Below are 18,943 nucleotides of genomic sequence, written 5' to 3' on the forward strand. Positions count from 1 at the left end.
TCCGGAAGGGATGTGCTCAGGAGCGCGGCGCGTCTTTCCAGACATGCCGACGGTCAAGGTTACGGGGCCTTGACACGGCTGGTCAAACCAGGGCCCGGCGGTGGAACGGCCGCCGCCCCCGCCGTACGGAACGGTGGGGGCGGCGGCCTTCGTACGTGACGCGTCAGGCGTCGGACGGGGTGGTCTCGGCCTTCTTCGCCGCCGTCTTCTTCGTGGCGGCCTTCTTGGCCGTGGCCTTCGCCGCCGCCTTCTTGGCGGGCGCCTTCTTCGCCGCGGTCTTCTTCGCGGTGGCCTTGGCCGCGGACTTCCTGCCCGCCGCCTTCGTGTCCCCGTCCGCGCCGTCGGCAGCGTCCCCGGCGTCGGCACCGTCCCCGGCACCGGCCTCCGGAGCGGTCACCGTCGTGACGGCCGCCCCGTCCGCCGACGCGGGCGAACCGGCCGGAGCCGAGACCGTACGCGTCGCACGGCGCCGCGTCCGCGCGGGCGGCGCGGCGGAGACGGACGGCTCCGACGCCACCGGCTCGCCGTCCGACGTGCCGAACGGGTCGGCCACCGGCGCGTGTTCCTCGGGGGCGACCACGATCGCGGCCGCCTCGTCGGTCGCCTTCGGCGAACCGGCCGGGGCCGTCGCCTTCCGCGTGGCCCGGCGCCGACCGCGCGCCGGGGGCTCCGCCGCCTCGGCCGCGTCACCGCTGCCGTTGGCGTTGCCGCTGCCGCTGCCGTTGGCGCTGCCACTGGTGCCGCCGTCGCCGTTGGCGCCCGCGTCCGCGCCGGGACCGGCCGCGGCACCGTTCGCCGCGCCGTCGGGCGCCGAACCGTTCGCGTGCGCCGCGCCGTCGCCGTCCGCCGGGACCACCGTCACCGCCGCGTCGTCCGCCGCCTTCGGCGCACCCGCGGGCGCGCTGGCCTTGCGGCTCGCGCGGCGCCGCGTACGCGCCTGCGGCTCCGCCGCGTCCGTACCGGCCGTCTCGCCCGAGGGCGAGCCCGCCTGCCGTCCGGCCCGGCGCCGCGTACGACCGCCGCCGCGCCCGCCCGCCGCGGCCTCCGCCTCGGCCACGCTGCTGTAGAGGTCCTCGTCCGCGACGAACTCCGGCGCGGGCAGCGCCTTCGGCTCCGCCACCTCGGCCGCGACCTCCGCCGCCGACTCCGTACCGTGGTCGTCACGGTCGCCGTGCTGCTCGTGCCCGTCCGCACCGGCGTCCGCACCGGACTCCGCGCCACCGGACGCGGTCTGCGCGGCGGCGGCCGCCTTCTGCTTGCGCTTGCTCTTCTTGCCGCCCGCGCCACCGGAGTTGCCGGTGCCCCAGGACTGCGGGTGCTCCATGTGCACGATCACGCCGCGCCCGTTGCAGTGCACACAGGACTCGGAGAACGACTCCAACAGCCCCTGCCCGACGCGCTTGCGCGTCATCTGCACCAGACCGAGCGACGTCACCTCCGCCACCTGGTGCTTCGTACGGTCCCGGCCCAGGCTCTCCAACAGCCGCCGCAGGACCAGGTCGCGGTTCGACTCCAGCACCATGTCGATGAAGTCGATGACGATGATGCCGCCGAGGTCGCGCAGCCGCAGCTGGCGCACGATCTCCTCGGCCGCCTCCAGGTTGTTCCTGGTGACCGTCTCCTCCAGGTTGCCGCCCTGGCCGGTGAACTTCCCGGTGTTGACGTCGACCACGATCATGGCCTCGGTCCGGTCGATCACCAGCGAACCGCCGCTGGGCAGCCACACCTTCCGGTCGAGCGCCTTCATCAGCTGCTCGTCGATGCGGTACGTGGCGAACACGTCCACGTCCGACGTCCACTGCTGGAGCCGCTCGACGAGGTCCGGCGCCACGTGCGACACGTAGCTGCTGATCGTCTCCCACGCCTGCGCGCCACTGACGATGACCTTCGAGAAGTCCTCGTTGAAGATGTCGCGGACGACGCGGACGGTCATGTCCGGCTCGCCGTAGAGGAGCGTCGGCGCGTTGCCCTTCTGGGCCTTGCGCTTGATGTCCTCCCACTGCGCCTGGAGCCGCTCCACGTCGCGGCGCAGCTCGTCCTCGCTGGCGCCCTCCGCGGCCGTACGCACGATCACGCCCGCGTCCTCGGGCACGACCTTCTTCAGGATCTGCTTCAGCCGCGACCGCTCGGTGTCCGGCAGCTTGCGGCTGATGCCGGTCATCGAGCCCTCGGGCACGTACACCAGGTAGCGGCCCGGCAGCGACACCTGGCTCGTCAGACGCGCGCCCTTGTGCCCCATCGGGTCCTTGGTGACCTGCACGAGCACGGACTGGCCGGACTTCAGCGCGGTCTCGATCCGGCGCGGGCCGTGGGACAGGCCGAGCGCCTCGAAGTTGACCTCGCCCGCGTAGAGCACCGCGTTGCGGCCCTTGCCGATGTCGACGAAGGCGGCCTCCATCGACGGCAGGACGTTCTGCACCTTGCCGAGGTAGACGTTGCCGACGTACGAGGTCGACTGCTCCTTGTTCACGAAGTGCTCGACGAGGACGTCGTCCTCCAGCACCCCGATCTGCGTACGGTCCCCGGCCTGGCGCACCACCATGACCCGTTCGACCGCCTCGCGGCGGGCCAGGAACTCGGCCTCGGTGATGATCGGCACCCTGCGGCGGCCCTGCTCGCGCCCCTCACGGCGGCGCTGCTTCTTCGCCTCCAACCGGGTCGAGCCCTTGATGGACTGGACCTCGTCGGACGGCTCGCTGTCCTTCTTCTTGCGGGGCTCGCGGATCTTGACGACCGTACGCTCCGGGTCGTCCCCACCGTCCGCCTGCGCGGCGCCGTCCGAGTCACCGCTGCGGCGACGCCGGCGGCGACGACGGCGCGAGCTGCTGCTCGAACCGCCGGAGGAGTCGCCGGAGTCGGCGTCGTCCCCGTCGGCGTCGTCGCCGTCCGTCCCGGCCTCGGCGTCACGGCCCTGACCCTGGCCACGGCCCTGGTCGGCGCCGTCCGTACCGGAGTCGGCGGCCTGGTCCTCGGCGCCGTCGTCCGCGCCGTCCGCCGCGTCACCACGGCGACGGCGACGGCCGCCCCTGCGGCGGCGGCGGGCGGGACGGTCGCCGCCGTCCTCGTCGGACGCGTCGGAGTCGTCCGCGCCGGAGGCGTCGTCGTCACCGTCCTCGTCGCTGTCCGCGCCGGAGTCGGCACCCTGCTGCGCGGCGCGGCCGCGGCCGCTCTCGCGGGCGTCGTCCTCGCCGTCCGCGCCGCGACGGCGACGGCGACGGCGGGCGGGCGCGGCCGGGGCGGCCTCCACCTCGTCCTGCTCGTCCTCGTCGTCCTCCAGCTCCGCCTCGGCGGCGGCGGCCGCGGCGGCGCTCTGCGCGGTCTGGAACGTCGGCTCCGTGAACACCGGCGCCTGGAACACCGCCATCGGCGGCAGGCTTCTGCCCCCGGACCCCTTGCGGGCGGGCTCGCTCTTCTCGCCCTTGCCGGACTTCTCCGCCTTACCGGCCTTCTCGCCCCTGCGGGCGGACCCGGCGGGCGCCTCGGCGGCCTTGCCCGCGTCGGCGGCGGGCGCCTCGGGGGCGCTCTCCGCCGTCGCGGCGGCGGCCTCGGCCGGAGCGTCGGCGGTGGCCTTGCGGGACGCGCGGCGGCGCGTACGGCCCTTGGGCTCGGCGGCGTCGGCCTCGGCACCGTCGGAGGCCACGGCGGCGGGCTCGGGCGCGGCGGTCCCGGCGGAGTCCACCGTGGCGGGCTCGTCGGCGGGCGCGCTGGCGGCCGGGCTGGTCGCCTTGGCGGAGGCGCGGCGGCGCGTACGGGTCTTGGGTTCGGCGGGCGCGGCGTCCCCCGCGTCCCCGGCGGCGGGTGCGGGCGCGGTCTCGGCCACCGGCGCGGCGGCGGACGCGCGGCGGCGCGTACGGGTCGGGGCGGCCGTCTCGGCGGCCTGCTCGCCCGTGCTCCCCGCGTCCCCGGCGGCCTCGGCGGCGGGTGCGGGCGCGGGGGCCGTGGCGGCGGAGGTGGCGCGGCGGCGCGTACGGCGCGGGGGCGCGGCGTCCCCGGCGGAGGCGACGGGCTCGGCGGCCGCGACCGGGGCGGGCTCGGCGGACGCGGGCGCGGCGGCGGTCACGGTCGTCACGGCCGACTCGGGCGCCGCCGACGGCGGACCCGCGGGCCGGGACGCTGCGCGGCGGCGGCGCGGCGGCAGGGTGTCGCTGGGGCCGCCGGTGTCGGCGGGGCTCCCGGCGCCGGTAGTCTGTACGCCCTCCGGCGCGGCCGGGGACCCCGTGGAACGGGGCTCGTGCGTGTTCGTGTGCGTGCTGTCCGCGGCTGCGGACTCGCTGGACTCGGGCATGCGGGCGGTTCTCCCGTCACGCTCCCGGGCGCCGCGCCGGTTCCGGTCGCGATCCGCGCGCTGCGCGGGACCGCGCCCGGGGCGAGGGCGCCACACGGGAGCTGTTGTCTAGCTCGCCGGTTCCGGCCCTGGGGGCTCGGCTACGGCGAAAGTCTTCTGGTCGGTGCACGCCCGGCCGGACAGCGGCCCGGGTGGCTCCCTGGCGCGTGCGTCGGCGGCGGTGCGTTCGGCGGCGGCTCCTACGCGGTGACTGCCCCTGCTGATTCCGGGGCGACCCCACTCGGCGCCGTCGCAACGAGGGTTGCGTCGCGGTCGGGCCCGAACGGGTCGGTCACCGTGCCGGTCTCCTCATCGAGCGGCCCCTGCGCCAGCCTGGTCACCGCTGCGGGGACCGGCGGCGCCAGGTCGGCCGTAGCTCGGAGGCCGGACAGGACGTCGTCAGGTCGTACGGCAGGTGTCAGGTGCCGTACCACCAGGCGCAGTATCGCACAGGCTCCCGTCGGCGTCCTATCGTCAGGCTCCCGTACGGCCTCCAGCGACGCGACCGCGCCGCGCGCGTCGAAGGTGCGCATGCCCTTCTTCGTCTGCCGCTGGACCTCGACGGACTCCGCCGCGAGGAAGACGCCGACGGCCGTCTCCGCGGCCTCCGGCGTCACGCCGTCCAGCCGCAGCTCCCAGGCGGACGCCTGGAGCCGTTCGACGAAGTCGGACGTACGGGCCTCGACGGCGTCCACGAGGTCGAGCCCCGTGGGCATGCACGCGTCGAGTACGGCGCGGAGCCGCTCGGGGTCGCGGCGCTCGGCGAGGGCGATCTCCAGGTACTCGGCCTCGCTGCCCGTACCGGTGGGGGCGGCGTTCGCGTACGAGACCTTGGGATGCGGGGTGAACCCCGCCGAGTACGCCATGGGCACCGCGGCCCGGCGCAGCGCCCTCTCGAAGGCGCGCTGGAAGTCACGATGGCTGGTGAACCGGAGGCGGCCACGCTTGGTGTAGCGCAGTCGGATGCGCTGCACCGCTGGTGCGGGCGGCGGGCCTTCGGGCTGTCGCTTGCCCAGTGGTTCTCTCCTTGGTGCCTGGTCCCGGGGACGGCCCTGGTGAGCGGGTGGCCGCCCCTCGGCTACGGGTTCCGTCGAAGGGGTCGGAGGCCCGCACCCCGCCCCACGGCGCCGGAGCGCTCCGGTGGTGCGTTGTGCGGATCATCCTCCCGCCAAGGGTACGCCGCGCCACCGCGCGAGGGGACGCCGCCGCTCCCCGGCCCGCGCGCGTACCCGTGTCGCCAGGCGGGGGCAGGATCTCGGGCGGGGACCTCGGAGTGGCCTCGCGGGCGGGGTCAGGGCAGTTCGCCGTGCTGACAGAGCTGGCGGGCGACGTCGCGGAGCTTGACGTTTTTCTCCTGCGAGTAGCGACGCAGCACGTCGAACGCCTGATCCTCGTCCAGGCGTCGGCTGCTCATCAGAATGCCCATGGCCTCACCGATGATGTGGCGCGTGGCCAAGGCGTTCTCCATCTGCGAGTGGGTGCGCGCGCCGGAGAAGGCGACGGCGGCGTGGGAGGCGAGCAGCCATCCCGCCATCTCGCTGTCCTCGGTGAACGCCCCGGGCTTGTGCGAGTAGAGGTTGAGCGCGCCGAGTTCCTCCTCGTCGGTGAAGAGCAGGAAGCCCATCATGCTGCCCACGCCCAACTCGCCGGCCAGTGGCGCGTACTCGGGCCAGCGCTGCTCAGCGGCGGTCAGGTCGGCTATGCGGTAGACCCGTTCACGGTCCGCGAGGCGGGCGGCGTCGAAGCACGGCCCCTGTCCGAGCCGCTCCTGCAGTTCGTGGCTTCCGAGAACCAGTCGGCTGGTGGGGGCGAGCGTCTCCACCTTCCCGTCGTGCAGGACGAGGATGCCGGCCGCGTCGCAGCCCTCGACCAGTTCGGTGGCCGAGGCGGTGATCCGCCCCAACGTGGCGTCCACCGAGTCCTGCTTCAGCAGGTCCCGCGCCATCGTCGCCATCTCCTGCGCGAAGCGTCTCCAGTCCATACCGTCCTCCACGGCACCATGCGAACAACCTGACCGGATTGCCGTTCCCGGTTCCCGGATGGTCATGCACCGATGTCGCGCAGACCGCAGAGGGCGAGGACCGCTGTCACCGACCCGCGCCAGCTCCACCCGGGTCGGGCGGGAGAGGGCGGCGCGAACACGGCGAAGGACCGGTCGGCGCGGGTCCCGTCCACCGAGGCGCGGCCTCGCGAGAGGCGGTCCGGTTCGTACGACCGACCGCGCGGCCCACCGTGTTGCGCACCGCGAGGCCCGGCCGGGTGCGGGGCACCATGAGCCGGGAGAGCGGCCCGACGCGTCGCTGCCGCGGGCCCACCTCACGGCGGAGACGGGACTCGTAGGCGGCGAAGGCGCGGGCGTGGTCACCGGGCCGGGCGGCGAGCTCCTCCGCGAGGGCGTACGCGCCCGCCATCGCCATGCTGGACCCGTCGCCCAGCAGGGCCGTCGCCGCCGCCGCGTCCCCGAGCAGTACGACCCGCCCGAGGGACCACGAAGGCACCCGGACCGTGGTCAGGGGGTCGAGGAACGGAGCCGGGTGGTCGAGGTACGCCGTCACGAACTCGGGGGCCCGCCACCGCACGTCGGCGTAGGCGTCGGCCACGGTCTGCTTGTGCAGGCCGACGTTCTTGCGGTCGTGGGGCGCCGACCGTGCGGCCCGGAAGGTGAAGATCGCGAGCGGGGTGGTCCGCGAGGGGTGGAGGACCAGCATCCGGTTCGGCACGGTCAGCATCGTCATCTCGGTCGGGTCCTCGACGGCGTCCGGCCCCAGCGGGACGGTCGCGCCGTACAGGCCCAGGTCGCCCGCGAAGAGCCGCTCGGGGCCGAAGACCAGGCGTCGTACGGTGGAGTGCGCCCCGTCGGCACCGACCACCAGGTCGAAACGCCGTGGCGCGGACCGCCGGAAGGTGACGTCCACGCCGCCTTCGTCCTGGTCGAGAGCGGTGACCGTGTCGTCGAACAGGAACTCGGCCTCGGCCTGCGCCGACCGGTGGAGCACCTCGGACAGGTCGGCTCGGGTCACCTCGACCGTCGACGCCCCGTCCGAGGTGAGCGGGAGTCGCAGGACTCGCCTGCCGCCGGGGTCGAGCAGCGTCAGCGACCGGGCACGGGTGGCGAGTTCGCGGAGCCGCGGGAGGATGCCCATGCCCTCGGCGGCCGGGATCGCGGGCCCCTTGACGACGACGGCGCTGCCACCGGAGCGCAGCTGCCGGGCGTGTTCGACGACCGTCGGCCGGTAGCCGTTCCGGGAGAGCCAGTACGCGAGCGCGGGCCCCGCGATTCCGGCTCCGACTATCAGCACCTCGGGCTTCTTCATGACGATGACCTCTCGGGGTGTCGTTGACCAGGTCCCCGGCGGGCACGGGGCGGCACCGTCGAGATCAGGTACGATCAATTTCGTACCTCAGTGGAGCACACCCTTCAGGTACGATGCAAGTCATACCTGAAGGGGGTGCCGCGTGACCGGGAGGAACCTGGTCGGCCCGGAGGCCGACGCGCTCGATCTGGGTGCGGTGTTCCGCGCCCTCGCCGACGAGCACCGTCGTTCGGTGATGACGGAGTTGGCCGCCGACCACGGCGACGCCGAACGGGGCTGCAACTCGTTCGCTCTGCCGATCTCGAAGCAGACCCAGACCCACCACTTCCGGGTCCTGCGCGAGGCGGGTCTCATCGACGAGATCGACTACGGCAACCGCAAGGGCATCCGACTACGGCGCGCGGACATCGAGAGGAGATTCCCCGGGCTGCTCACGCTCCTGGACGCGGAGTCCCCCGGCGGGCACTCGTCCTCGCCGCCCGGTTGAGCGCACCGGAATGAGTCGCCCCCGAACGACGACCGCCCCCGAACTTCGCGGAAGTTCGGGGGCGGTCGTCGTTCCCGCTGGGACAGGTCACGAACCGTTCTTGACCGTCAACGGCAGCAGCTTCTTGCCCGTCGGGCCGATCTGGATGTCGAGGTCGAGCTGCGGGCAGACGCCGCAGTCGAAGCACGGCGTCCAGCGGCAGTCCTCGACCTCGACCTCCTCCAGGGCGTCCTGCCAGTCCTCCCAGAGCCAGTCCTTGTCGAGGCCCGAGTCCAGGTGGTCCCAGGGCAGGACCTCCTCGTACGTGCGCTCCCGCGTCGTGTACCAGTCGACGTCCACGCCCTGCGGCGGCAGCGCCTTCGCGGCGGACTCCATCCACAGGTCGTAGCTGAAGTACTCGCGCCAGCCGTCGAAGCGGCCCCCGCGCTCGTACACCTCGCGGATCACCGCGCCCACGCGGCGGTCGCCGCGGGAGAGGAGGCCCTCGACGATGCCGGGCTTGCCGTCGTGGTAGCGGAAGCCGATGGAGCGGCCGTACTTCTTGTCGCCGCGGATCGCGTCCCGCAGCTTGCCGAGGCGCGCGTCGGTGTCCTCCACGGACAGTTGCGGCGCCCACTGGAACGGGGTGTGCGGCTTGGGTACGAAGCCGCCGATGGAGACGGTGCAGCGGATGTCGTTCGAACGGGACACCTCGCGGCCCTTGGCGATGACGCGGGTCGCCATGTCGGCGATCTGGAGGACGTCCTCGTCGGTCTCGGTGGGCAGGCCGCACATGAAGTACAGCTTCACCTGCCGCCAGCCGTTGCCGTACGCGGTGGCGACGGTGCGGATCAGGTCCTCCTCCGAGACCATCTTGTTGATGACCTTGCGGATGCGTTCGCTGCCGCCCTCGGGCGCGAAGGTGAGGCCGGAGCGGCGGCCGTTGCGGGTCAGCTCGTTGGCGAGGTCGATGTTGAAGGCGTCGACGCGGGTGGAGGGGAGGGACAGGCCGATCTTGTCCTCCTCGTACCGGTCCGCGAGCCCCTTCGCGACGTCCGCGATCTCCGAGTGGTCGGCGGAGGAGAGCGACAGCAGGCCGACCTCCTCGAAGCCCGTGCTCTTCAGGCCCTTCTCGACCATGTCACCGATACCGGTGATGCTGCGCTCCCGCACCGGCCGGGTGATCATGCCCGCCTGGCAGAAGCGGCAGCCGCGCGTGCAGCCGCGGAAGATCTCCACGGACATCCGCTCGTGCACGGTCTCCGCGAGCGGCACCAGCGGCTGCTTCGGGTACGGCCACTCGTCGAGGTCCATGACGGTGTGCTTGGAGACGCGCCACGGGACACCCGAACGGTTGGGCACGACGCGGGAGATGCGGGAGTCCGGCAGGTACTCGACGTCGTAGAAGCGGGGCACGTACACCATCCCCGTACGCGCCAGGCGCAGCAGCAGCTCGTCGCGGCCACCGGGGCGGTCCTCCGCCTTCCACGCGCGGATGATCTCGGTGACCTCCAGTACGGCCTGCTCGCCGTCACCGACGATCGCGCAGTCGATGAAGTCCGCGACGGGCTCCGGGTTGAACGCCGCGTGCCCGCCCGCGATCACCAGCGGGTGGTCCTCCGTACGGTCGCGGGACTCCAGCGGGACGCCGGACAGTTCCAGCGCGGTGAGGAGGTTGGTGTAGCCCAGCTCCGTGGCGAACGAGACGCCGAGCACGTCGAACGCGCCGACCGGCCGGTGCCCGTCCACGGTGAACTGCGGGACGCCGTGCTCCCGCATCAGCGCCTCCAGGTCCGGCCACACGCTGTACGTGCGTTCCGCGAGGACGCCGTCGCGCTCGTTCAGCACCTCGTAGAGGATCATGACGCCCTGGTTGGGCAGCCCCACCTCGTACGCGTCGGGGTACATCAGCGCCCAGCGGACCTCGGCGGCGTCCCAGTCCTTGACGGTGGAGTTCAGCTCGCCGCCGACGTACTGGATCGGCTTCTGGACGTGCGGGAGGAGGGCCTCCAGGCGCGGGAAGACCGACTCGACTGGCATGGGTGGTTCCTCGGATCGGGGGGCTTCGGAGCAGGGGCTGTCGTGAGGCTGTCGTTCGGGGTGGCCATCCAGCCTAACGCGGCGGCGGCGCCCGCCCGGCGGCCCCACCGGTGGGCGTCAGAGCGGGGCGGCGTCCGCGACCTTCCGCCAGAGGGCGGGCAGTTCCCGCTCGTACTCCTCCGCGAGGGCGCGCTCACTCGCGTACAGCATCCCGTACGTGAACGTCTCCTCCCCCGCCGCGTGCGCCTCCCTCGCGACCCGTTCCAGGGCCTCGCGGGCGACGACGCCGTCCTGGTGCTCACCGAGCAGGTCCTGGACCCGGGTCATCCGCTTCTGCTGCCGCTTGGCGTCCTTGCCGAGGGCGGGCCGGGCGGCCTCCGCGGCGTAGCGGGCGCGTTTGGCGGCCTTGCGCGCCTCGTGGAGGGCGGTGTCGCGCTCCGGCCCGGCGGGGGTGGCGAGGGCGCGGCCGACGCGGGTGGCGAGCCGGTCGAAGTCGCGGGTGACGGCCTTGGCGGTGGCCTTCGCGGCGGGCCGGGACGCCTTGGGGCGCAGCGGCGGTTCGCGCAGGAGGGCGTCGAGGGCGTCGAGCAGCGCGAGGTAGCGGGCGCCGTCCAGGGTGGCGGCGAGCGGGGGCCGCTCCCCGGTCGGGGCCGCGGGCGCGAGGAGCCGGGCGCGTACGGGAGCGAGCCGTACGGGGCCGGGCTGGAGGCCCTGCGGCAGCTCCGCGAGCCGTTCGGTGAGGCGGGCGGTGAGCACCTCGTGGTCCCGGTCGACGCCCAACTCCCCGGCGAGCCACTTCAGTTCGGCGCGCAGCGGGTCGGTGGCCGCGCGGTCCAGCACCCGCCGGTACGAGCGGAAGCAGCTGCGCAGCCGCCGGGTGGCGACGCGCATGCGGTGCACGGCGTCGGGGAGTCCGCGGCGTACGGCGGGGTCGAGGAAGACGAGCGCGTCGCGCTGGGCGCGTACGTAGTGCAGGACGTGCTCCCCGGCGGTGGGCCCCGGATCGCCGTACGGCCGGGGCGGTTTGACGGGGTGGACGACCTCGCCGTGCGCCTCCGTCCCGGCGGCGGAGCCGTCGGGGGCGCCGGTCTCGGCGAGCGCGCGGGCGAGCTTCGACGTGTCGGGGGCGCGTCGTACGCCCGCCGCGCGCAGCCGCTTCCCGATCCGGTCGAGGAGCTTCGCGGGGGCGCCCTCCGCCGACTCCGTCTCGATCTCCGTCCAGGCGGCGGTGCCGCCGCCCGGCAGCCGTTCGGCGCGCACCCGGTCCACGGCGACCTCGACGAGGAGGGCGCCGGAGGCGTCGAGCAGGTGCAGTACGCGGCGTTCGGTGCGGAGCCGCATCACCGGGACGAGGGGCTCCTCGCGGACCCGGGAGCGTACGAGGGCGGTGAGCGCGGCCGGTACGTCCCCGGACGTGGGTCCGCCGGAGAGCGGTTCGCGGATCTCGTCCCGTACGCCCGGCTCGACCGGCAGCTTCAGGTGCCAGCCGTCGTCGCCACCGCCGGTGCGGCGGCGCAGGGTGACGCCGTCGGCGGCCAGGCGACCGGCCGCGGTGTCGAAGTAGGTCGCGTCGAGCCGCACCGTGCCCTGCTCGACGGCGGTCCCCACGCCCCGTACGAGGAGGTCGGGGAGGGTCGTGTCGTCGTCGGCCGCGTACTTCCGTTCGGTCTCTCGCACCACATCCGCCATCCCGCGAACGTAATCGGGGGATCGCCGCTCCGCAATGCGCCCATCTGCCCTGTTTGCCGCCGGGCGACCGTGGAAGACCCCGCGCGGGCTACGCCGAAACCGGCCGCTGCACCTTGATCGACTGGAGGAGTCCGACCGCGATCCACACGGCGAACATCGAGGTGCCGCCGTACGACACGAAGGGCAGCGGCAGTCCCGCGACGGGCATGATGCCGAGGGTCATGCCGATGTTCTCGAACGTCTGGAACGCGAGCCAGGCGATGACACCGGCGGCCACGATCGTCCCGTACAGCTCCGTGGTCTCGCGCGCGATGGCGCACGCGCGCCACAGCACGACGCCCATGAGCAGGATGATGAGGCCGCCGCCGATGAAGCCCAACTCCTCGCCCGCGACGGTGAAGATGAAGTCCGTCTGCTGCTCGGGCACGAACTGGCCGGTGGTCTGCGTGCCCTCGAAGAGGCCCTTGCCGCCGAGCCCGCCCGAACCGATCGCGATCCGCGCCTGGTTGGTGTTGTAGCCGACGCCCGCGGGGTCGAGGGCGGGGTTGGCGAACGCGGCGAAGCGGTTGATCTGGTACTCGTCGAGGATGCCCAGCATCCACACCGCGACGGCGCCGGACGCGCCCGCCGCGACGAGGCCGACGATCCAGCGGTTGGAGGCGCCGGAGGCGAGGAGGACGCCGAGGACGACCACGACGAGGACCATGACGGAGCCCAGGTCGGGCATGAGCATGATGACGAGGACCGGTACGGCGGCCAGGGCCAGGGCCTGCACCACCGTGCGGTGGTCGGGGTGGTCACGGTCACCGGCGTCGACGCGGGCGGCCAGCAGCATGGCCATGCCCAGGATGATGGTGATCTTGAGGAACTCGGCGGGCTGGATGGAGAATCCCGCGCCGAGCTGGATCCAGGCGCGCTGTCCGTTGATGGTCGCGCCCAACGGCGTCAGCACCAGCAACGCGAGGAGCACGGAGATCCCGTACAGCACCGGCACGGCGCCGCGCAGCCTGCGGTGGCCGACCCAGATGGTGACGCCCATCAGCGCGATGCCGATGAAGAAGAACAGGGCGTGCCGCAGCAGGAAGTACTGCGGGTCGCCCTGGTTGATCTCCGTACGGTTCCGGGTGGCCGACCAGACGAGCAGCGCGCCGACGGCGGACAGCCCGGCGGCGGCGAGCAGCAGCAGCCAGTCGAGCCGCCAGGCGACGGAGCCGCGCGCGGTGAGGCGGTGCCAGGTGGAGGCGTTCTGCGGTCCGTAGCGGCCGAGCGGGTAGGAGTGGGTGCTCACTCGACGGTCTCCTCGGCCTTCCCGGACGCCTCGGCGGCCCGCTTCTTCTCCCGCGCGGCGAACTTCTCGTCCTTCCGCGCCTGGATCTGCCCGTCCCGGTCGATCTTCGGCAGGGCCTTCTCCGGCTCCGGGAGGAGCGCGTTCGCCGGGTTCTGCTTGCCCTTGGCGTCGACGCCGTAGAGCGCGTTGTAGATGTTGCGGACGGCGGGCCCGGAGGCGCCGGAGCCGGTGCCGCCCTGGGAGATCGTCATGACGACCGTGTAGTCCTCGGTGTACGTGGCGAACCAGGACGTGGTCTGCTTGCCCGCTACCTCGGCCGTACCGGTCTTGGCGTGCATCGGGATCTTCTTCTGCGGCCAGCCCTCGAACCGCCAGGCGGCGGTGCCGCGGGTGGCGACGCCCGCGAGGGCCTTGTCGATCTCCTTCAGCTCGGCCTTGCTGACGGGGAGCTTGCCGTGCGACTTCGGCTTGATCTCCTCGACCTCGGTGCCCTCGGGGTTGACGACGGCCTTGCCGAGGCTCGGGTCGTAGAGCGTGCCGCCGTTGCTGATCGCGGCGTAGATCGTCGCCATCTGGATCGGGGTGACGAGCGTGTCGCCCTGGCCGATGGAGTAGTTGACGCTGTCACCGGCGCGCATCTTCATGCCGGAGACGCAGTTCTCCTTGGCGATCTTGTCGGCGTACGTCTTCGGGTCCTTGATCTTGCACCAGCTGTCCTTGTTGGCCTTCCAGTAGTCCTTCTTCCACTGGCGGTCCGGGACGCGGCCGGGGACCTCGTTCGGCACGTCGATCCCGGTCTCCTTGCCGAGGCCGAACTCGTGCGCCATCTCGTAGAACCAGTCGTTGGCCTTCTTGTTCGGCGTCATCCCGCCGTCCTTCTTCCACTGCTCGTGCGCGATGCGGTAGAAGACGGTGTCGCAGGAGACCTCCAGGGCACGGCCGAGGTTGATCGCGCCGTGGCTCTCGGACTCGAAGTTCTTGAAGACCTGGCCGCCGATGTTGTACGACGACGAGCAGTCGAACCGGTCGTTGAAGCTGTGGCCCGCCTTGAGCGAGGCGGCGGTGGAGATGACCTTGAAGATCGAGCCGGGCGCGGCCTGCCCCTGTATGGCCCGGTTGATCAGCGGGTAGTTGGACTCCTTGCCGGTGAGGCGCTGGTAGTCCTTGGCGTCGATGCCGCCGACCCAGTCGTTGGGGTCGTACTCGGGGTTGGACGCCATCGAGACGACCCGCCCGGTCTTGGACTCCAGGACGACGACGGCGCCCGCGTCGGCCTCGTAGTTCCGGCCGGTGTTGCGGTCGTTCTGCTTGCGGGCCTCCTCCATCGCCTTCTTCAGCTCCTTCTCGGCGACCGCCTGGACCCGCGAGTCCATGCTGGTGACGAGGCTGGAGCCGGGCTCGGCCTGCTCGCTCTGGGTGCGGCCCATGACACGGCCGAGCTTGTCGACCTCGTACCGGTCGACACCGGCGTCGCCGCGCAGCGCCTTGTTGTAGCTGCGCTCCAGGCCGGAGCGGCCGATCTGGTCGGAGGAGAGGAACGGCGAGTCGCTGTCCTTGGCCTCCTCGATCTCCTCGTCGGTGACCGGGGAGAGGTAGCCGAGGACCTGCGAGGTGTGCGAGCCGTACGGGGCCGGGTAGCGGCGTACGGCCGTGGGCTCGGCGCTGATGCCGGGGAAGTCCTCGGCGCGCTCGCGGATCTGCATGGCCTGCTGCGCGCTGGCCTCGTCGGTGACGGGGATCGGCTGGTACGGCGAGCCGTTCCAGCAGGGCTGCGGCGTCTCCGCGTCGCACAGCCGGACCCGCATCTTCACCTCGTCGGGCTTCATCCGCAGCACCTCGGCGAGACGTTCCAGCACCACGGCGCCGTCGTCGGGCTGCTTCATCAGCTCGGTGCGGTTCGCGGTGACGACGAGACGGGTCTCGTTGTCCGCGATGGGCACACCGCGCGCGTCGAGGATGGAACCGCGGACGGCGGGTTGGACGACCTGCTGGACGTGGTTCCCGGCGGCCTCCTCCTGGTACTCCGCGCCGTTGCGCACCTGGAGATACCACAACCGGCCGCCCAGGGTCAGCAGCAGGGAGAACACCAGGATCTGGATCGCGACCAGCCGGATGGTCACCCGTGGGGTGCGTCCGGTCTCCGGGATGTTGCTCACAAGCGCTTGACCCCCTTGATCCGTGCTGCCTTGTTACGGGTGGCGCGGCTGAGGAGCGAGCCGCGCTGCCCGCCGATCCGGGCGGGCTTGACACCGTCACGACCGCCGCCGCCCATACGGAGTCCCGTGCCCGCGACCAGCCAGCCGTACGCGCCCTCGCCCGAAGCGCTGCCCGACGCGTCGGTCGCGAGCGTGTCGCTCTCCAGCCGCCGGGCCGCCGCCATGACGAGCGGCACGGTGAACGGGGCCAGCAGCAGGTCGTACAGCGTCGCGGTGAACAGCAGCCCACCGAGGCCGACCTGACGGGCGGCGGTGTCGCCGACGAGCGCGCCCACCCCCGCGTACAGCAGCGTGGAGCTGATCGCCCCGCTGGCGACGACGAGCATGGGCACGGTCGCCGAACGGTGCTGGCCGCTCTCCGGCTTGGTGAGCCCGGCGGCGTACCCGACGACGCACAGCACGAGGGCGTAGCGGCCCACGGCGTGGTCGGCGGGGGGCGCGACGTCCGCGAGGAGCCCGGCGGCGAAGCCCACGAGGGCGCCGCCGGTGTGCCCGTAGACCATCGCGAGACCGAGGACGGTGAGGAGCAGCAGGTCCGGTACGGCGCCGGGGAGTTGGAGCCGCGCGAGGACGCTCACCTGCACCAGCAGGGCGAGCGCGACCAGCACCGCCGAGAGGAGGATTCGGTTGACTCTCATTCCTCGTCTCCCGTGTTCGCGTCGGGTGCGGCGCCCTGGTCCACGTCGTTCGCCTGACCGGCCGGGTCGTCGTTCCGTCCCGCCTCGTCGCCCTGCGGCGGGTCGCCCTGGGCGGGGTCGTCGGCGTTCCCCTGGCCGTTCCGGCCGTTCCGGTCCTCCTGGCCGTTCGCGCCGGGGGTCGCGGTCACGGTGACGGTCGGGGTGGGCTTGGGCTTCTCGGGCTGGGGCCGCAGGACGTTGTCCCGCGGGTCCTTGCGGGGCGCCTCCACGACCACGCCGACGATGTCGAGCTTGCTGAAGCCGACGTACGGACGGACGCGCAGGGTCCGGGTCAGGTCCCCGCCCTGCCGCTCGACCTTGCTGACCTCACCGACCGGCACGCCGGGCACGAACGGCTTCCCGGCCTGCGAGCCGAAGGTGACGAGCCGGTCGCCGGACTTCACCTTGGCCTTGCCGTTGAGCAGCTGCACCGTGAGGGCGTTGCCGCCACGGCCGGTGGCGAAGCCCAGTTCGCGGTTGCCCTCCAGCCGGGTGCCGACGGTGAAGTCCGGGTCGTTGGCGAGCAGCACGGTGGAGGTGGAGTGGCCCGCGGTGGTGACGCGGCCGACGAGACCGTCGCCGTTGAGCACCGTCATGTCGCGGCGGATGCCGTCGTCCGTACCGGCGTCGATGGTGACCGTCCACGAGAAGCCCTGCGTGGCTCCTATGGCGATGACCTCGGCGGGCTTCACGCCGTATCCCCCGGCGCCCGCCGTCTTGAGGAGCTTGTCCAGCTCGCGGGCGCGGGCCCGGTTGCCGTCGGCGGAACCGGCCTCGCGCTTGAGCGTCATGATCTCCTGCTCCAGCGCCTTGATCCGGTCGTGCCGTTCGTCCGAGTCCCGTACGGCCGCGACGGCGTTGCCGACGGGGTCGACCGCCGTCGCCACTCCTTCCTGCACTGGTCCGAATACGGACGCGGCTCCTTGCCGCGCACCGTCGAGCGGGGACTGCTCACCGCCTCTGATGTCCACCGTGATCAGTGCGAACGCGATGGAGACCAGCAGGACGAGCAGCAGCCGACTTTCTCGTGTGTCCCTCACGTGCGACGGCCGTGCCTTTCTCAGTCGGACCGGGTCGTGCGTGTGTCGTACGGGTCGTACGGACGGGGCTCACCTCGGCCGTACGACCCGGTGTCAGCGCCGCGGCTGCGCGTCGAGGACCTGCTGGAGCGCCTCGAACTCCTCCACGCACTTGCCGGAGCCGAGCGCGACGGAGTCGAGCGGGTCCTCCGCGATGTGGATCGGCATGCCCGTCTCGTGGCGCAGGCGCTCGTCGAGGCCGCGCAGCAGGGCGCCGCCGCCGGTGAGCACGATGCCGCGGTCCATGACGTCACCGGACAGCTCGGGCGGGCACTTGTCGAGGGTCGTCTTGACCGCGTCGACGATCGCGTTGACCGGCTCCTCGATGGCCTTGCGGACCTCCGCGGCCGAGATCACCACCGTCTTGGGGAGTCCGCTGACCAGGTCACGGCCGCGGATCTCGGTGTGCTCGTCCTTCTCCAGGTTGAAGGCCGAACCGATGGTGATCTTGATGCTCTCGGCGGTGCGCTCACCGAGCAGCAGGCTGTACTCCTTCTTGATGTGCTGGATGATCGCGTTGTCCAGCTCGTCGCCCGCGACGCGGATGGACTGCGCCGTGACGATTCCGCCGAGCGAGATCACCGCGACCTCGGTGGTGCCGCCGCCGATGTCCACGACCATGTTGCCCGTGGCCTCGTGGACCGGCAGCCCGGACCCGATGGCCGCGGCCATCGGCTCCTCGATGATGTGCACCTGCCGCGCGCCCGCCTGGGTGGACGCCTCGATGACGGCGCGGCGTTCCACTCCGGTGATACCGGAGGGAACACAGACGACGACGCGGGGGCGTGCCAGATAACGGCGTTTGTGGATCTTCAGGATGAAATAGCGGAGCATCCGCTCGGTGATCTCGAAGTCGGCGATCACGCCGTCCTTCAGGGGGCGGACCGCGACGATGTTGCCCGGGGTGCGGCCGATCATCTTCTTCGCCTCGGCGCCGACCGCGAGGATGCCGCCGGTGTTGGTGTTGATGGCGACGACGGACGGCTCGTTGAGGACGATCCCGCGACCTCTGACGTACACCAGCGTGTTGGCGGTCCCGAGGTCGACAGCCATATCACGGCCGATGAACGACATGTTGTTCGCCATGAGGATACGTCTGGCCTTCCAACTGGATCGATGGGCAGGGGAGGACGGCTGGGGTGTGTGGATACGCGTCGCGCGGCGGGAAGCGAGGGTCCATCGTAAACGCGGTCACCGGGACACGTGGCAGGGGTTCCTCCGCCATTGTGGGCGGAACGCCGGTCGTCATCCGTAATGGTGACGTCGTGTCCGAGTGATGCGTTCCCCCGAACGGGCTCGCATATACCAAAGGGCGACCGAGGAATTGTGGCCGCCCCAGGTCAACGACACGAATACCGTGACACCCCGTCAGCCATATGTCAGCTGAAATCCGGGAAAAAAATCTTCAGTTCCCGCTCCGCGGACTCCTCGGAGTCCGAGGCGTGGATCAGGTTCTCCCGGACGATGGTGCCGAAGTCACCACGAATGGAACCGGGCGCGGCGGCGATCGGGTCGGTCGGCCCGGCCAGCGCGCGTACGCCCTCGATGACACGTTCGCCCTCGACCACCAGGGCCACCGAGGGCCCGGACGCCATGAACTCCATCAGCGGCTCGTAGAACGGCCGCCCCTCGTGCTCCGCGTAGTGCTGCTCCAGCGTCGCCCGGTCGAGGTCACGGAGTTCGAGGGCGCGGAGTGTCCAGCCCGCCTTGCTCTCGATACGGCCGATGATCTCGCCGACCAGACCCCGGCGTACGGCGTCGGGCTTGAGCAGGACGAGCGTGCGCTGGCTCATGGTGCGGACTCCTTGGGAAACGGCGGCTGCCCGCGGGCAGCGGGTGGTTCGATGCGC

General features: G+C 72.3%; 13 protein-coding genes. 1 reads left to right on the top strand and 12 read right to left on the bottom strand.

The genetic code is table 11. The features are described from left to right. Nucleotides 1-163: 163 nt before the first annotated feature. The 4 genes from D7M15_RS07670 to D7M15_RS07685 form a co-directional block, all read right to left on the bottom strand. A complete protein-coding gene (locus D7M15_RS07670; RefSeq protein ID WP_121516804.1) occupies nt 164-4,285 on the bottom strand; it encodes an Rne/Rng family ribonuclease in 4,122 nt (1,373 codons plus the stop codon). A 239-nt stretch (nt 4,286-4,524) separates the two neighbouring features. Further along, nucleotides 4,525-5,298: a TIGR03936 family radical SAM-associated protein gene (locus D7M15_RS07675; RefSeq protein WP_121516805.1), complete on the bottom strand. Its 774-nt coding sequence runs from the start codon at nt 5,296-5,298 to the stop codon at nt 4,525-4,527. A 317-nt stretch (nt 5,299-5,615) separates the two neighbouring features. Next, nucleotides 5,616-6,305, bottom strand: a complete 690-nt coding sequence (locus tag D7M15_RS07680; RefSeq protein WP_121516806.1) for a GAF and ANTAR domain-containing protein — start codon at nt 6,303-6,305, stop codon at nt 5,616-5,618. A 106-nt stretch (nt 6,306-6,411) separates the two neighbouring features. Next, nucleotides 6,412-7,638, bottom strand: a complete 1,227-nt coding sequence (locus tag D7M15_RS07685) for an FAD-dependent monooxygenase (protein WP_240649179.1) — start codon at nt 7,636-7,638, stop codon at nt 6,412-6,414. A 142-nt stretch (nt 7,639-7,780) separates the two neighbouring features. Between D7M15_RS07685 and D7M15_RS07690 the strand changes: the two genes are divergently transcribed. Then, a complete protein-coding gene (locus D7M15_RS07690; protein WP_121516807.1) occupies nt 7,781-8,125 on the top strand; it encodes a helix-turn-helix transcriptional regulator in 345 nt (114 codons plus the stop codon). Nucleotides 8,126-8,212: 87 nt separating this feature from the next. Here the strand turns inward: D7M15_RS07690 and D7M15_RS07695 are convergent, their stop codons facing one another. From D7M15_RS07695 to ndk, 8 genes are all read right to left on the bottom strand, one after another. Beyond that, the gene (locus tag D7M15_RS07695) at nt 8,213-10,144 is read right to left on the bottom strand and encodes a TIGR03960 family B12-binding radical SAM protein (RefSeq protein WP_121516808.1); all 1,932 of its coding nucleotides are present in this window, start codon (nt 10,142-10,144) and stop codon (nt 8,213-8,215) included. A 117-nt stretch (nt 10,145-10,261) separates the two neighbouring features. Then, the gene (locus tag D7M15_RS07700) at nt 10,262-11,833 is read right to left on the bottom strand and encodes a CYTH and CHAD domain-containing protein (RefSeq protein ID WP_121516809.1); all 1,572 of its coding nucleotides are present in this window, start codon (nt 11,831-11,833) and stop codon (nt 10,262-10,264) included. A gap of 88 nt (nt 11,834-11,921) precedes the next feature. After that, nucleotides 11,922-13,121, bottom strand: coding sequence for a rod shape-determining protein RodA (rodA, locus tag D7M15_RS07705; protein ID WP_121516810.1), 1,200 nt, complete (start codon nt 13,119-13,121; stop codon nt 11,922-11,924). Further along, nucleotides 13,118-15,277 (bottom strand): penicillin-binding protein 2, encoded by a 2,160-nt coding sequence (gene mrdA, locus D7M15_RS07710; RefSeq protein ID WP_121516811.1) that lies wholly within the window; start codon nt 15,275-15,277, stop codon nt 13,118-13,120. The genes rodA and mrdA overlap by 4 nt, the downstream gene beginning before the upstream one ends. Then, nucleotides 15,274-15,975: a rod shape-determining protein MreD gene (gene mreD, locus D7M15_RS07715; RefSeq protein ID WP_121516812.1), complete on the bottom strand. Its 702-nt coding sequence runs from the start codon at nt 15,973-15,975 to the stop codon at nt 15,274-15,276. The genes mrdA and mreD overlap by 4 nt, the downstream gene beginning before the upstream one ends. Beyond that, on the bottom strand, nt 15,972-17,054 hold the full coding sequence (gene mreC, locus D7M15_RS07720) for a rod shape-determining protein MreC (RefSeq protein WP_121516813.1): 1,083 nt from the start codon (nt 17,052-17,054) through the stop codon (nt 15,972-15,974). The genes mreD and mreC overlap by 4 nt, the downstream gene beginning before the upstream one ends. A 93-nt stretch (nt 17,055-17,147) precedes the next feature. After that, nucleotides 17,148-18,167, bottom strand: a complete 1,020-nt coding sequence (locus D7M15_RS07725; protein WP_121520400.1) for a rod shape-determining protein — start codon at nt 18,165-18,167, stop codon at nt 17,148-17,150. Nucleotides 18,168-18,472: 305 nt separating this feature from the next. Next, nucleotides 18,473-18,886 (bottom strand): nucleoside-diphosphate kinase, encoded by a 414-nt coding sequence (gene ndk, locus D7M15_RS07730; protein ID WP_121516814.1) that lies wholly within the window; start codon nt 18,884-18,886, stop codon nt 18,473-18,475. Nucleotides 18,887-18,943 lie beyond the last annotated feature (57 nt).

It is taken from the genome of Streptomyces sp. Z26 (assembly GCF_003665095.1).
Classification (GTDB): Bacteria; Actinomycetota; Actinomycetes; order Streptomycetales; family Streptomycetaceae; genus Streptomyces; species Streptomyces phytohabitans.